The organism is Lysobacter firmicutimachus, from assembly GCF_037027445.1.
GTDB classification, from domain to species: Bacteria; Pseudomonadota; Gammaproteobacteria; order Xanthomonadales; family Xanthomonadaceae; genus Lysobacter; species Lysobacter firmicutimachus.
In genome coordinates this window covers 3,898,183-3,911,324 of sequence record NZ_JBANDL010000002.1, presented here as the reverse complement: position 1 = coordinate 3,911,324, position 13,142 = coordinate 3,898,183, and the positions used below count along the sequence as shown (strand labels likewise).

The 13,142-nt window shown below is 70.0% G+C and carries 12 protein-coding genes; 8 read left to right on the top strand and 4 right to left on the bottom strand.

The window, feature by feature from the left end:
- Window positions 1-13 precede the first annotated feature (13 nt).
- Window positions 14-301, bottom strand: a complete 288-nt coding sequence (locus V2J18_RS16920; RefSeq protein ID WP_141233601.1) for a hypothetical protein — start codon at window positions 299-301, stop codon at window positions 14-16.
- A gap of 177 nt (window positions 302-478) precedes the next feature.
- Between V2J18_RS16920 and V2J18_RS16915 the strand changes: the two genes are divergently transcribed.
- Together V2J18_RS16915 and V2J18_RS16910 are read left to right on the top strand one after the other, a co-directional pair.
- Window positions 479-907 carry a hypothetical protein gene (locus V2J18_RS16915; RefSeq protein WP_336132404.1) on the top strand — a complete coding sequence of 143 codons (429 nt, stop codon included), beginning with the start codon at window positions 479-481 and terminating at the stop codon, window positions 905-907.
- 480 nt (window positions 908-1,387) lie between these two features.
- Window positions 1,388-1,921, top strand: coding sequence for an SRPBCC family protein (locus tag V2J18_RS16910; RefSeq protein ID WP_064749787.1), 534 nt, complete (start codon window positions 1,388-1,390; stop codon window positions 1,919-1,921).
- Between the two features lie 77 nt (window positions 1,922-1,998).
- On the opposite strand, the gene V2J18_RS16905 is transcribed toward V2J18_RS16910, so the two are convergent.
- Both V2J18_RS16905 and V2J18_RS16900 read right to left on the bottom strand, forming a co-directional pair.
- On the bottom strand, window positions 1,999-3,399 hold the full coding sequence (locus tag V2J18_RS16905) for a serine hydrolase domain-containing protein (RefSeq protein WP_064749788.1): 1,401 nt from the start codon (window positions 3,397-3,399) through the stop codon (window positions 1,999-2,001).
- Between the two features lie 298 nt (window positions 3,400-3,697).
- Window positions 3,698-5,290, bottom strand: a complete 1,593-nt coding sequence (locus V2J18_RS16900; RefSeq protein ID WP_064749789.1) for a GMC family oxidoreductase — start codon at window positions 5,288-5,290, stop codon at window positions 3,698-3,700.
- 284 nt (window positions 5,291-5,574) lie between these two features.
- Here V2J18_RS16900 and V2J18_RS16895 point away from each other — a divergent pair, with 284 nt between their 5' ends.
- The 6 genes from V2J18_RS16895 (at window position 5,575) to V2J18_RS16870 (ending at window position 12,659) form a co-directional block, all read left to right on the top strand.
- Window positions 5,575-6,957, top strand: a complete 1,383-nt coding sequence (locus V2J18_RS16895) for an NTP/NDP exchange transporter (RefSeq protein ID WP_336132403.1) — start codon at window positions 5,575-5,577, stop codon at window positions 6,955-6,957.
- Window positions 6,954-7,889 carry a metallophosphoesterase gene (locus V2J18_RS16890; RefSeq protein ID WP_336132402.1) on the top strand — a complete coding sequence of 312 codons (936 nt, stop codon included), beginning with the start codon at window positions 6,954-6,956 and terminating at the stop codon, window positions 7,887-7,889. Before V2J18_RS16895 ends, V2J18_RS16890 begins: the two co-directional genes overlap by 4 nt.
- A gap of 220 nt (window positions 7,890-8,109) precedes the next feature.
- The gene (locus V2J18_RS16885) at window positions 8,110-9,462 is read left to right on the top strand and encodes an NTP/NDP exchange transporter (RefSeq protein WP_336132401.1); all 1,353 of its coding nucleotides are present in this window, start codon (window positions 8,110-8,112) and stop codon (window positions 9,460-9,462) included.
- Window positions 9,459-10,583: an NAD-dependent epimerase/dehydratase family protein gene (locus V2J18_RS16880; protein WP_336132400.1), complete on the top strand. Its 1,125-nt coding sequence runs from the start codon at window positions 9,459-9,461 to the stop codon at window positions 10,581-10,583. The genes V2J18_RS16885 and V2J18_RS16880 overlap by 4 nt, the downstream gene beginning before the upstream one ends.
- 112 nt (window positions 10,584-10,695) lie before the next feature.
- Window positions 10,696-11,046: a DUF1304 domain-containing protein gene (locus V2J18_RS16875; RefSeq protein ID WP_064749793.1), complete on the top strand. Its 351-nt coding sequence runs from the start codon at window positions 10,696-10,698 to the stop codon at window positions 11,044-11,046.
- Window positions 11,047-11,483: 437 nt separating this feature from the next.
- Window positions 11,484-12,659, top strand: a complete 1,176-nt coding sequence (locus V2J18_RS16870) for an MFS transporter (protein WP_336132399.1) — start codon at window positions 11,484-11,486, stop codon at window positions 12,657-12,659.
- Between the two features lie 31 nt (window positions 12,660-12,690).
- Here the strand turns inward: V2J18_RS16870 and V2J18_RS16865 are convergent, their stop codons facing one another.
- Complete coding sequence (locus tag V2J18_RS16865) at window positions 12,691-13,068, bottom strand: hypothetical protein (protein ID WP_064749795.1); 378 nt, start codon at window positions 13,066-13,068, stop codon at window positions 12,691-12,693.
- Window positions 13,069-13,142 lie beyond the last annotated feature (74 nt).

Here is a 13,142-nt window from a genome sequence, read left to right as displayed (position 1 = left end):
CGAAAAAGCGTGATTAGGTTTCGCCCAGCAGACGTTTCCTGCAGACGAGAGTGAGAAAACCCAGCGCGACAACACGCAGCACAAATCGAACCTCCGCCCGGACAATCAAAACGGTGGACGCAGGGTTCGCTTCCTCTGCAGAAATGTTGACCGCACTCTCTTCGCCGATGACATCCACATTCCCGATGACATCGCTGGCGTCCTGCTCCCTGCAACCCGGTTCGCTCTCGGCGGGCCGGGTTTTTGTTTGGCCGCCCCGTCTGGCGGCCGCTTTCGTCCGCCGTCCCGGCGCACGCGCCATCGCTCCCGCCGCACCCGCGGCCGGACGCGATCCCCGATCCGTTCCGGCGCGCATCGCGCGTCGGCGGCTGCACGCGGGTCCGACTCCCGCGGCTCTGTCTTCACAGAGTCCCTTTCCACTGGGCCTAACGCACTACCACTGATCAATCCCTGATCACCACTGACGAGGAGCCATCCCATGGCCGTTAAGAAAGCCGCTAAGAAGTCCGCCGCCAAGAAAGCGACGAAGAAGGTCGCCAAGAAGGCTGGCGCGAAGAAGGTCGCCAAGAAGGCCACCAAGAAGACCGCCAAGAAGGCCGCCAAGAAGGCCGTGAAGAAGACCGTCCGCAAGGCCGCCGCCAAGAAGACCGCCAAGAAGGCCGCCAAGAAGACGGCCAAGAAGGCTGCCAAGAAGACCGCCAAGAAGGCGGCTAAGAAGGCGACCAAGAAGACCGCCAAGAAGGCGGCTAAGAAGGCGACCAAGAAGACCGCCAAGAAGACCGCCAAGAAGGCCGCCAAGAAGACGGCTAAGAAGGCCGCCAAGAAGGCCCCGAAGAAGGCCGCCAAGCGCGCCCGCAAGGCGAAGTCTTCGGCTGCTCTGCCGGCCACCCCGGCGCCGCTGATCTAATAAGAAACCCCGATACGCCGTAATCCAGCTCTCTCCCCGCAGCCCAGGCGGGGGGAGAGTTTTTTTATGGGCGCCGCGAACGCGAACGTCCGCGCATCGCGCGTGAGGCTCGGTGAGCGTTCGCGTCGGACCGGGCGCGTTGCGGCTCCCGGCCGCGGACGCATGCCGGACGATGACCCGCGCACATGCCTCCTCGCCCAGGCCGACGGCGACCACGGCCGTGGCGCTCGCCGCATCGGTGGTGCCGCCCGGCGGTGCAGGGGCCGTTCGGCGGACCGGGGACGCGGCTACCGATCTCGGTGCCGGCGGCTGCGAAGGAAATGTGCTGCGTAGGGCGCGGCCTGTCGCCATCGACCTCTCGTCGGCCGAATCCGGACGACGACGACGGCTCGTCGCGGCAGCGGTTAGGATCGGTCGTCGAGAGGCCGTCGGGATCGCCGGTCGCGATCGGCCGAAGTCCAACCACACGGGGGAGCCGCGATGAAGGCCTTGTTGAAGGGAGCGCTGTACCTGCTGCTGTTGCTCGGTCTGGCGTTCGTGGCCGGCGGCTTCCTGTTGCCCGCCAGCAGTCACGTCGAACGCTCGATCCTGATCGAGCGCCCGCCGGGCGAAGTCCACGCCATGCTCAATTCCTTCCAGCGCTTCAACGAGTGGTCGCCCTGGTACGAGTTGGAGCCGACCGCGAAGTACGCCTACAGCGGCCCGCAGGCCGGCGTCGGCGCGGCGATGTCGTGGCAGGGCGAGAAGGTCGGCAGCGGCAGCCAACGCATCGTCGAGTCGGTCCCGCCGAGCCGGATCGTCAACGCGCTGGACTTCGGCGGCACCGAGGCGACGGCGCGTTTCGACCTGCAAGAGGAGGGCGCCGGCACTCGGGTGACCTGGTCGCTGGACAGCCAGCACGGCTACAACCTGGTCTCGCGCTGGTTCGGCCTGGCGATGGATTCGATGGTGGGCAAGGACTACGAGAAGGGCTTGCTCAAGCTCAAGCAGACCCTGGAAGACGGCCCGCACTGATCCGGGCGGGCGGCGAAAACGCAACGGGCCGCGGCATGGCCGCGGCCCGTGGGGCGACCGGACGGGGCGCCGGGACGTTACTGCGGCGCGGCGGTCGACTTCTGTGCGTTGCTGCCGCTGGGGTCCTTGGGCGCGCCTTCGGAGGCGTACAGCAGGGTTTCGTCGAAGCCGTCGACATCGAGCCAGCGCTGCGCCGGCATGCCGATGGCGCGGTCGAGCATGGTCGGCAGCAGGCCGGTGGGCAGCGCGCTTTCGCTGTTCCACAGCACCGCGAAGCCGAGATCGCGTTCGGGCAGCAGCGCGACCATGCCGCGATAGCCCTGCACCGCGCCGGCATGGAACACCACCCGGTGGCCGGCGTAGTCGAACACGCGCCAGCCCAGCGCGTAGCTGGCCGAGCCGATGCGCTGGCGGCGCCAGCTGGAGCCGCGGATCTCGCTCGGGGTGTCGACCAGCGGCTGATGCAGGGTCGCCAGCAGCGGCAGCGGCAGCACGTCGGGGCGATGGCCGGTCTGGGCGATCAGCCACTGCGCCATATCGCTGGCGCTGGCGTTGACGCCGGCGGCCGGCGGCAACTGGTAATAGGTCGGCTTCGGCGTCAGCGACGCCCAGCCGCCTCGGCCGCGCACGTGCGGCTTGGCCCAGCGCGCGCTGGCGGTGATGCCTTCCAGGCCGAGGCTGGCGTCGTTCATGCCCAGCGGCTTGAACAGGCGGCGCTGCACTTCCTGGCTGTAGAAGTCGCCGGTGGCGGCGAAGACCACGTCGCCGATCAGGCTGAAAGCGATGTTCTGGTAGCCGTAGCAAGTGCCCGGCTGGCAGGTCATCGGCGCATAGGCCAGCTTCTGGGTCAGGCTGCGGTAGTCGGCGTAGTTCTCGAGGTCGCGGTCGTAGGTGTTGTGGCTCAGGCCGACGCGGTGGCTGAGCACGTCGGCGACGGTGACGGTGCGCGCGGCGTTGGGATCGACCAACTGGAAGCTGGGCATGTAGTCGACCAGCTTGCTGTCCCAGCGCAGGGTGCCGTCGTTGACCAGCAGGCCGGTCAGGGTGCCGGCGAAGCTCTTCGACAGCGAGGCCAAGCGGAACACGGTGTGGGCGTCGATCGGTTCGGCGTTGCGCACATCGGTGATGCCGTAGCCGCGCGCGCTGAGGATCTGGCCGTTGTGCACGATCGCCATCGCCATGCCGGGGATGCGTTGGTCGGCGACCAGCGCCTGGGCCATGGATTCGAACTGTTGCACGTCGAAGCCCGCGGCCAGCGGCAGAGCGCGGGCGCTGCCAACGCTGCGCGCGGCGGAGAACTGGCCCGGTTGAGTCGTGCCGTCGGCGCCTTGGCTGCGCACGACCGAGGTCGCCGGATCCTGGCCGTTGCCCCAGCGCAGCGAGGTCTGCGCACTGGACCCGAGGGTCAGAGTGAGCAGGGCGGCGAGGGTGCCGAGGCGCCAGGGGGTGAATGAGCGTCGGGAGGAGTCGTGTTTCATCGCTCGGCGCCTGCATGGATCGGATGGCCGATTCTAGCTCCGATCTAAGGGAGTTGAACAACAAGCGTGTTCAGGTTTCTGTTTTTTCAGGGATTAATGGCCGGGCTGGCGAACGGCGGCGCGCGCGCTTACCGACGTGCGAAAAACGCCGACGAAGGGTCGTTGCGGCGGCGCCGACGACGCGGACGGCGCCGGCATGCGGCGCTGCGTCAAAGCCGGTGCGCGAAAGCCGCCGGAACGGAGCCGGCGCGCCCGCCCGGGCGGGGCGCCGACACGCAGACATCCTCGTCGCGGGGGCTTACAGGCGCCCGCGGATCAGGTCGGAGGCGCGCTCGGCGATCATCATCGTCGGCGCGTTGGTGTTGCCGCCGATCAGGCTGGGCATCACCGAAGCGTCGATCACCCGCAGGCCCTCCACGCCGCGCACGCGCAGCTGCGGATCGACCACGGCCGCGTCGTCGCGGCCCATGCGGCAGGTGCCGACCGGGTGATACACGGTTTCGGCCTTGGCGCGCACGAACTCGACCAACTCGGCGTCGCTGAGGTCGCTGCGCTTGGGAAAGATCGGCGCGCCGCGGTAGGGATCGAAGGCCTTCTGTGCGAACAGCTCGCGCGAGAGCTTGGCGCATTCGACCATCATCTTCAGGTCGAAGCCTTCCGGGTCGCTGAGGTAGTTGGCCTGGATGCGCGGTTTGTCGCCGGCGCTGGCGCTGGCCAGCGAGATCGCGCCGCGGCTGCGCGGACGCAGGAAGCAGGCGTGGGCGGTGTAGCCGTCGCCGGCGAGGCGGCGGCGGCCGTGGTCGTCGAGCATCGCCGGCACGAAATGGAATTGCACGTCGGCGCGCGCGTCCGGCGCCAGCGCCGAGCGCACGAAACCGCCGGCCTCGGCGATGTTGCTGCTGCCCGGGCCGCGGTGGCCGCGCAGGTAGTAGTCGAAGGCGATGCGTACGTCGCTGACCCGGTCGTAGGTGATGCGCTGGGTCGAATGCTGCAGGGTGCAGACGTCGAGATGGTCCTGCAGGTTCTGTCCGACCTGCGGCGCGTCGTGCACGACCTCGATGCCGTGCCGGCGCAGCTCCGCCGCCGGGCCGATGCCGGACAGCATCAGCAACTGCGGCGAATTGATCGCGCCGCCGCTGAGCAGCACCTCGCGCGCGGCGCGCTGATGGTAGGCGCGGCCGCCGGCGCTGTAGACCACGCCGGTGGCGCGACCGCGTTCGAAGGTGATGCGGCTGACCAGGGCGCCGGTGACGATGTGCAGGTTGCGCCGCTCGCGCGCCGGGTCGAGGTAGGCGACCGCGCTGGAGCAGCGCGCGCCGTTCTTCTGGGTGACCTGGTAAAAGCCAAAGCCCTGCTGCTCGGGGCCGTTGAAGTCCTTGTTGCGCGCATAGCCGGCCTGGACGCCGGCTTCGATGAACACCGACGACAGGGGATTGGTGTAGCGCAGGTCGGAGACGTACAGCGGGCCGAGGCTGCCGTGCAGGGCATCGTCGCCGCGGCTGTTGCGTTCGCTGCGGCGGAAGAACGGCAGCACCGCGTTCCAGTCCCAGCCGTCGGCGCCGGCCGCGGCCCAGTCGTCGTAGTCGCCGGGCACGCCGCGGATGTAGCACATGGCGTTGATCGAGCTGGAGCCGCCGAGCACCTTGCCGCGCGGCCACCACAAGCTGCGGCCGTTCAACTGCGGCTCCGGCGCGGTGTCGTAGCTCCAGTTCACGCCTTTCTTGTCGACCAGTTTGGCCAGGCCGGCGGGCATGTGCAGGAACGGATGGCGGTCGCGCGGGCCGGCCTCGATCAGCAGCACGCGTGTATCGGGGTCTTCGCTGAGCCGGTTGGCGAGCACGCAGCCGGCCGAGCCGGCGCCGATGACGATGTAGTCGAACTCTTGGGACACGGGATCTGAGGCCGTTGTGCGCCGTGCGCGGCGCCGTGCCGCGACCGTAAGCGGCAAAACTAGAGCAAATGCTCCCAATGCGCGTCGGGCGATGCGGCCAGGCTTGCCGCCAGCCGCGGAGGTGGCGGTCCTCGAGCCGTTCGGCTACCGTGCCGGCCAATGGAGGACCGGCGGCGACCGGCCCGCCGACGGCGATGCGGTCCGGCCCGGTTTGCGCCGCGCCGACCCACGCCGATCACCCCCGAAGCGCCGGCCGCGAGCCGGCGCCCTCACGGAGCGACGGAATGTCGGCAGTCCAAGACGCCAGCCTGCGGCCGGGGCGCGTCCACACCGGAGAATGGACCGCGGTCGCGTTCTCGCTGGGGTATTTCTTCTGCGTGCTGACCGCGTACTACGTGATCCGGCCGCTGCGCGACCAACTCAGCGCTGCGGTCGGCTCGACCCAGCTGCCGTGGTTCTACGCCGCGACCCTGATCGCCACCCTGGCGCTGACCCCGGTGTTCTCCGGCCTGGTCTCGCGCTATCCGCGCCGGATCGTGGTGCCGCTGGTGTACGGCTTCTTCATCGCCTGCCTGCTCGGCTTCGTGCCGCTGTTCGCCGAGCACGGACCGTTGAGCCCGCGCGCGCTGGGTACGCTGTTCTTCGTCTGGATCAGCGTGTTCAACCTGTTCGTGGTGTCGGTGTTCTGGAGCTTCATGACCGACATCTGGAACGAGGGCCAGGCGCGGCGGCTGTTCCCGCTGATCGCGGTGGCCGGCACGGTCGGTTCGCTGGCCGGTCCGGCACTGACCCGGGTGCTGGTCGAGCGCATCGGCGTGGCGCCGCTGCTGCTGGTCTCGGCGGGGCTGCTGGCTTCGTCCTTGCTGTTCGTCGGCCTGCTCGGGCGCTGGGCGCGCGTGCACGGCGCGCGCCGGCACGAGGCCGCGCACGACGCGGCGATCGGCGGCGGCATGTTCGACGGCCTCAAGCAGGTGTTCGCCAATCCGTTCATGCGCTCGATGGCGATCCTGCTGCTGCTCGGCGACTGGATCGGCACGGTCAACTACGGCCTGGTCGTGGACTACTCCAAGGCGACCTTCGTCGATGCGGTCGCGCGCACCCGTTTCGCCGCCGACCTGGACCTGATGACCAACCTGCTGGCGCTGGCGACCCAGTTGCTGATCACGCCGTGGCTGCTGGCGCGGCGCGGCGCGGCGACGGTGATCGGCGCCTGGTCGCTGGTCACGGTCGCGGCGCTGCTGACCGTGGCCCTGGCGGCCGATCCTCATGCGCCGCTGGCGCGGGCCTTCCCCGCGTTCGGCGCAGCCCTTTCGTGGCTGCCGGAGGCGCTGGCGACGATGCTCGGCTCGATGCCGGCGGTGGCGCTGGCCCTGATCGTCAGCCGCGGACTGGCTTACGGCATGGCCAACCCGGCGCGCGAAAGCCTGTTCGCCAGCGCCGCGCGCACCCTGCGCTACAAGGGCAAGAATGCGGTCGACACCGCGGCCTGGCGCTTCGGCGACGTGGCCGTGGCGACCGCGATGGTGGCCTTGCGCAGCGCCGGCGTCGGCGTCGCCGGGTTGGCCGGCATCAGCGCCACGGTCGCCGCCGGCGCCGGCTTGATCGGCTGGAACCTGGCGCGCTGGGTCCAGCGCGGCGCCGCCGCCGAATCCGGGCCGCGCGCATGAACCGCGGTTGGCGGCCCTGGCCGCGCCAGCCGTGGCTGCAACGGTTGTTCGTCGGCACGGTGTTGATCGCGGTCGGCTGCCTGAGCTGGGGATTCTTCTGGGAGCCGCGGCAACTGGTCGAACGCGGCTACGAGTTGCGCCTGCCGCACTGGAGCCCGCAGTGCGACGGGTTGCGCGTCGACGTGGTCGCCGACATCCACACCGGCTCGCCGCACAACGGCCTGGACCGGCTCGACCGCCTGGTGAACCGCCTCATCGCCAGCGACTCGCGCGCAGTGCTGATGGCCGGCGACTACGTGATCCTCAGCGTGCTCGGCGGCACCTATGTCTCCGCCGAGCAGATGGCGCCGCACCTCAAGCCGTTGACCGCGCGCAAGCCGGTCTATGCGGTGCTCGGCAACCACGATTGGTGGAAGGACGGGCACAGGGTGCGCGCGGCGTTGGAGTCGGCCGGGGTGATCGTGCTGGAGGACCAGGCGCGCGCCACCGAACTCGGCGGCTGCCGCTTGTGGGTGGTCGGGATCGGCGACAAATGGGAGACCCGCCACGACGTGGTGCGCGCCTTCTCGGGCGTGAGCGACGACGCGCCGGCGCTGGCCCTGACTCACAATCCGGACATCTTCCCCGACATTCCGCCGCGCGCCGCCTTGACCCTGGCCGGCCACACTCACGGCGGCCAGGTCAAACTGCCCTGGATCGGCACGCCGGTGCTGCCGGCCGATCAGCGCTATGCCGCCGGTCATCTGATCGAGCACGGCAAGCATCTGTTCGTCACTACCGGCATCGGCACCAGCATCCTGCCGGTGCGCTTCGGTGTGCCGCCGGAGATTTCCCGACTGACCTTGCGCGCCGCGTCGCGGTCGCCGCATCCGATCAGCGCTTCCCGCCGCGCCGGGCCCGCGCCGGTCGGCGCCGTTCCCGGCGCGCGCTGACGCCCGGTCCGGCGGCGGCGTTGCGCCGGACAAAGCGTGGCGGCGGTCGCGCCCCCGTGCCGAAGGTCGGGATGACCATCCGCAGATGGCCGTCCGCGATGCCGGCGCTAGCGTGAGCGAAGGGTAACGGGAGGACCGGAATGCGCGAGGCCGCGGCGCCGCGCGCGTGCGCGGCTGCGCACGTCGCCGGCGGGAATTCGCCATCGCAGGATGCGTTCGCATGAGCGCGTCCGCGCGCCTGCGCGAGACCTCCGCCTCGCCGTTGTGGTGGGCGTTGTTGTACTTCTTCTGCCTGCTGTGCGGGTACTACGTGCTGCGGCCGGTGCGCGACGCGATGGGCGCGTCGGCGGACGCGACGGCGGTGTTTCCCGCGGCCTGGATCGACTGGGCGCAGGCGCACGGGTGGGCGCTGAAGGACTTCGTGCTGCAGGTTTTGTTCACCTGCACCTTCGCCGTCATGCTGCTGTTGCAGCCGGTCTACGGCGCCTTGGTGGGGCGTTTCCCGCGGCGGGTGTTCCTGCCGCTGGTGTATCTGTTCTTCATCGTCTGCCTGCTCGGTTTCCACTGGGCGTTCCAAACCCAGGCGTCCGGACGCGGCATGCTGTTCTTCGTCTGGATCGCGGTGTTCAACCTGTTCGCGGTGACCGTGTTCTGGAGCTACATGGCCGATGTGTTCGACGAGCATCAGGCGCGGCGGCTGTACGGCTATATCGGCGCCGGCGGCACCGCCGGCGCGGTGCTGGGACCGTTGCTGACCCAGGCCCTGGTCGGGGTCATCGGCGTGGCCCATCTGCTGTTGGTATCAGCGGCGCTGCTGTCGGTGTGCGTGTTGTGCATCGTGCGCCTGCGCGGCTGGGCGATCCGGCGCGAGCGCCGGCACGGCCTGGCCAGCGGCGAAGCGGCGATGGGCGGCTCGGTCTGGGCCGGCCTGCGCCTGGTCTGGCAGCGGCCGCTGTTGCGGGCGATGGCGATCACCCTGTTCTTCAGCGTCGGCGCGGCGACCCTGCTGTACAACCAGCAGGCCGCGATCGCGCGCGAGTTCTATCCCGACCCGGCTGCGGCGACCGCGTACTTCGCCCGCATCGACAGCGCGGTCAACCTGCTCGCGATCCTGACCCAATTGCTGCTCACGCGCTGGCTGCTCGGTCGTTTCGGGCCGGCGCCGGCCTTGCTGTTGCCGGCGCTGGTGTTGCTGCTCGGCTTCGGCCTGCTGCTGGCCTCGCCGTTGCCGGTAATGGTCGCCATCGTGCAGGTGGCGCAGCGGGCCGGCGAGTTCGCCCTGGCCAAGCCGGCGCGCGAGACCTTGTACACCCGGGTCGACCGGCCCTCCCGCTACCAGGGCAAGGCGGTGATCGACACCGCGGTGTTCCGCGGCACCGACCTGGCTTTCGTCTGGATCCACAAGGCGGTGGCCGCGGCCGGCACCGCCACGGTGTTCGCCGCCGGCGCGATCGCCGCGGCCGGCATGCTCGGCGGCGTCTGCGCGATCCTGCGCGCGCGCCGCGGTCTCGGCGAGGCGGCCTCCGTCTCGGCCCTGCCTACTTCCGCCCAACCTTTGCGAGGTGAGACATGACTACCCGCCGCCGCGATTTTCTCGCCGCCGGCGCGGCCGCCGCCGGCCTGCTGGCGTTGCCGGCTTATGCGCGCGCCGCGATCAAGGCCAAGACCCAACCGCTGAGCTTGCTGGTGCTCGGCGGCACCGGTTTCCTCGGCCCGCATTTCGTCGAGGCGGCGCGCCGTCGCGGCCACACGCTGACCTTGTTCAATCGCGGCAAGACCGCGCCGGAGAAATTCGCCGGCGCAGAGTTCAGCGACATCGAACAACTGCACGGCGACCGCAAGACCGACATGAAGGCGCTGGAGGGCGAGCGCCGCTGGGATGCGGTGTTGGACACATCGGCCTATCTGCCGGCCGACGTGACCCGTTCGGCCGGCCTGCTGGCGCCGCGCATCGGCCAGTACCTGCTGGTGTCGACGATCTCGGTCTACGCGCGCAACGACCTGCCGGCGGACGAGAATTCGCCCTTGGCCCAGCTCGCCGATCCGAACGTGAGCGAGGTGACCGGCGAGACCTACGGCGGGCTCAAGGCGCTGTGCGAAGCGGCGGCCGAACGCGAGGCGCCGGGGCGCACCACCATCGTCCGCCCTGGCCTCATCGTCGGCCCGGGCGACCGCACCGATCGGTTTACTTATTGGCCGGCGCGCGCCGACCGCGGCGGCGAGATCCTCGCGCCCGGCAGCGCCGAGGACCCGACCCAGTTCATCGATGTGCGCGACCTGGCCGAGTTCCTGCTGACCACGATCGAGCGCCGTCGCTTCGGCATCTACAACGCCGACGCCGCACCGGGCGCGTTGACCATGGGCGCGGTGTTGGACGAGTCGCGGCGCGCGGCCGGGGCCAAGTCGAGCCTGACCTGGGTGCCGGCGGATTTCCTCGAAGCGCAGAAGGTCTCGCCGTGGCAGGACATGCCGGCGTGGATTCCGGCGCGCGGCGAATACGCCGGCTTCGGCCGCACCTCGGTGGCCAAGGCCCAGGCCGCCGGCTTGCGTCATCGACCCTTGCGCGACACCGTCCGCGATACGTTGGCCTACTGGCGGCAATTGCCGGCCGAGCGCCGCGCCAAGCCCAAGGCGGGCATCGCGCCCGAGCGCGAGGCCGAGGTGCTCAAGGCCTGGCATGCCCGGACGACGTAGGCGATGGCGAAAGCGGCTCGGTGGGCGGCGGCCGCTGCGCCGCTTCCGGTCCGCTATCGGCCTTCTTCTCTTCTGCCCTATGCTGGCGTGGATTCCCGCCTAGGACCGCGCCATGCCCTGGATCGCCATCGCCCTGATCGCCCTGGTCGCGCTGCTGCACCTGTACTTCCTGGTGCTGGAAATGTTTCTGTGGACCAAGCCGCTGGGCATGAAGGTGTTCCGCAACACGCCGGAAAAGGCCGAGCTGACCCGGGTGCTGGCGGCGAACCAGGGGCTGTACAACGGCTTCCTGGTGGCGGGCCTGGTCTGGGGCCTGGCCTGCGCGCGGACCGACGTGGCGACCTTCTTCCTGGCCTGCGTGGTGGTCGCCGGCGTTTACGGCGCGGCGACGGTCAGCCGGCGCATCTTCTACGTGCAGGCGGTACCGGCGCTGGCCGCGCTGGCGGCATTGTGGCTGCTGTAGCCGGCACCGGGGGCGTCGTGCGGCGCGACTGCGCTGATCGCCCCGGCCACGGACCTTTCCCGCTGTCCGCACCGGGCTTCGCTGCGCGCTGCGTCGATACGGTGCTTGGGCGCGATCCACGACCGCGCAGGCATCGGCCAGACTGACCGAATCGAGCCGGCGGCACCAGCCCGCATCGCGGGATAAACAGTCCCGAATCGTCGCAAACGCGCTAAGTGCGCAGTTCGCAAGGCCGGCGGCCGCCGTTCGCGCTGCGGAACGATGAGGCTGCATGCGACGCGGTTTATCGGCCTGCCGCCGCCCGCTAGATTGACCCGCATGCACCGGCTCGCGGTGCGGCGTCCGTCTCCTCCTTCCCGATTTGGCGTCCGCGTCGCGGCCCTGCGCCGCTGTCGCGCGCGCTTTCGTCTTCCGGTATTCGTCTCGCGGAGTCTGTCGTGCTTCTTCCCCTGCTACTGCTTTCGGCCGCCGGGTTCACGGTGCTGACCACCGAATTCATCCTGGTCGGCCTGCTGCCGCCGCTGGCGCGCGATCTCGGCGTCAGCGTGTCGCAGGCCGGCTTGCTGGTGACCTTGTTCGCGTTCGCGGTCGCCGCCAGCGGTCCGTTCCTGACCGCGTATTTTTCGCGCTTCGAACGCAAGCGTTTGTTCATCGTGGTGCTGTTGCTGTTCGCCGCGTCCAATGCGATCGCGGCGATGGCGCCCAACCTGGGCGTGATGGCCTTGGCGCGGCTGATTCCCGCGCTCGGCGTGCCGGTGTTCTGGGCCCTGGCCAGCGAGACCGCGGTCGACCTGGCGGGGCAGGAGCGCGCCGGCCGTGCGATCTCGGTGATCTCGTTCGGGGTCATATGCGCGACCGTGATCGGCGTGCCGACCGGCACCCTGATCGCCGACGCCTTCGGCTGGCGCGCCGCCTTCGTCGCCCTGGCGATCGCCTCGCTGGTCAAGGCGGCGATGCTGTTCGCCTTCCTGCCCGACCACCGCAACGACCAGCCGCAACCGCGCCTGCGCGAGCAGTTCCGGGTGCTGCGCGACCCGCGCGTCGGCGGCCACGTGCTGCTGTCGGTGATCCTGTTCACCGGCATGTTCACCGCCTATACCTACCTGGCCGACCTGTTCGAGCGCCTGGCCGGCTTCGACGGGCAAGTGGTCGGCTGGGCGCTGATGGCCTTCGGTGCGGTCGGCCTGATCGGCAACAGCCTCGGCGGCCGCTACGTCGACCGCCACCCGCTGGCGGTGTCGTTGATCTTCAGCGTGCCGATGGCGCTGGGCCTGGTCCTGGTGGTGCCCTCGATCCAGTCGTTGCCGTTGTTCGCCGCGACGCTGGCCCTGTGGGGCGTGACCCAGGCCGCGCTGTTTCCGGTCAGCCACGTGCGGGTGATGAAGTCGGCGCCGCAAGCCCCGGCCTTCGCCGCCTCACTCAATATCTCCGGCGCCAACCTCGGCATCGGCGTCGGCGCCATCGTCGGCGGCCGGGTCATCGACGCGATCGGCGTCGGCGCGCTGGGCTATGCCGCGGCGGCGATCGTGGCGGTGTCGGTATTGCTGGGCCTGCTGTTGTTGGCGGCAGGGGGCGGCCGGCCGCCGCAGGCGGGCGAGGGCGCAGTCGCCTGAATCGTCGCCGCCGGGCTGCCGGGCGTGCCGATCAATAGAACAACGGCGCAGCGAAAACCGCCGCGCCGAGCACGAACAGCGCGGTCAGCGCATGAATCATCGGCCGGTTGATGCGCAGGAACACGAACTGCTCGATCGTCCGCCCGACCCAGAACAAGGCCATGCCGGCCAGCACCGCGCGGCCCAGCGCGGTGCTGCGCAGCTCGTCGGTGTAGAAGAAGCACAGCGCGGCGATGCCGAGCAGGACGTAGATCAGGCGCAGGTTGAGGATCTGCAGGATCGCGCGGTCGGCGACGGTGGCGGCCTGCAGGTTGCGGCGCCAGCCGAACAGTTTCCAGAAGGCCATGTGGAAGGCGGCGAAGGCCAGACTGTGCAGGCCGCCGAGCCAGATCCAGGCGCTTGCGCTCATGGCAGGTCTCCCGATGCCGAGTGCCTTAGGGCCGGATGCTACGCCGGCCTGCGGCCGCAGGTTGTGCCCGGAGC

What these genes read in the sequence shown, in the direction of transcription:
- V2J18_RS16875 (WP_064749793.1), top strand. Translation starts at nt 10,696, where the DNA reads ATGCCCTGGATCGCCATCGCCCTGATCGCCCTGGTCGCGCTGCTGCAC.
- V2J18_RS16865 (WP_064749795.1), bottom strand. Translation starts at nt 13,068, where the DNA reads ATGAGCGCAAGCGCCTGGATCTGGCTCGGCGGCCTGCACAGTCTGGCC.
- V2J18_RS16880 (WP_336132400.1), top strand. Translation starts at nt 9,459, where the DNA reads ATGACTACCCGCCGCCGCGATTTTCTCGCCGCCGGCGCGGCCGCCGCC.
- V2J18_RS16910 (WP_064749787.1), top strand. Translation starts at nt 1,388, where the DNA reads ATGAAGGCCTTGTTGAAGGGAGCGCTGTACCTGCTGCTGTTGCTCGGT.
- V2J18_RS16885 (WP_336132401.1), top strand. Translation starts at nt 8,110, where the DNA reads ATGAGCGCGTCCGCGCGCCTGCGCGAGACCTCCGCCTCGCCGTTGTGG.
- V2J18_RS16905 (WP_064749788.1), bottom strand. Translation starts at nt 3,399, where the DNA reads ATGAAACACGACTCCTCCCGACGCTCATTCACCCCCTGGCGCCTCGGC.
- V2J18_RS16915 (WP_336132404.1), top strand. Translation starts at nt 479, where the DNA reads ATGGCCGTTAAGAAAGCCGCTAAGAAGTCCGCCGCCAAGAAAGCGACG.
- V2J18_RS16895 (WP_336132403.1), top strand. Translation starts at nt 5,575, where the DNA reads ATGTCGGCAGTCCAAGACGCCAGCCTGCGGCCGGGGCGCGTCCACACC.
- V2J18_RS16920 (WP_141233601.1), bottom strand. Translation starts at nt 301, where the DNA reads ATGGCGCGTGCGCCGGGACGGCGGACGAAAGCGGCCGCCAGACGGGGC.
- V2J18_RS16890 (WP_336132402.1), top strand. Translation starts at nt 6,954, where the DNA reads ATGAACCGCGGTTGGCGGCCCTGGCCGCGCCAGCCGTGGCTGCAACGG.